1 protein-coding gene is annotated in these 480 nt (G+C 70.2%); it reads left to right on the plus strand.

Annotation, left to right across the window (positions count from 1 at the left end; translation table 11 throughout):
* Nucleotides 1-25: 25 nt before the first annotated feature.
* A partial coding sequence (locus NBZ83_RS32600) for a hypothetical protein (protein WP_261576563.1) occupies nt 26-480 on the plus strand: 455 nt, incomplete at its 3' end.

A 480-nucleotide genomic window follows, 5' to 3' on the forward strand; every position in this document is an offset into this window, starting at 1 on the left:
GCCGCCAGTTCGGAGACGTCCGTCCATGAGCTCCGACGTTGTCCTCGACGCCCGGTTCACCCATGCGGTCTACACGCGTGCCCAGACGGCCCGCCACGTCGGCCTCGACCCGGACGACCTGCATCGCGCAGCAATGTGGACGGTCCGCCGGTCACGGATCGGCAAGCAGATCGGCACGGCGCGCAACAACCCGCCACCGATCGTCACTTCACTTCGCCGCCCCTCCCCGCCGGAGCCGCGCATCCCGTTCATCGGCCTCGCTGAGGCCGTGGTGTACGCGGCCGTCCGGCAGGGGACATCGCTGCCGCAGATCCTCGCCCACGGGGCACTGTCCATCGTTCGGAAGAGCCTGGGCGGCGCGCACCCCCTGGCCACCAGGGCGTTCGTCACCGATGCGCTCGCCGTGCTGCGCGCCTACGCCCAGCACGAGGACGCCGCCCCGGAGATCGTCCAGGCCGTGACCTGTCTCTTATACACAAC

This window comes from Frankia gtarii, from assembly GCF_025403375.1.
Classification (GTDB): Bacteria; Actinomycetota; Actinomycetes; order Frankiales; family Frankiaceae; genus Frankia; species Frankia gtarii.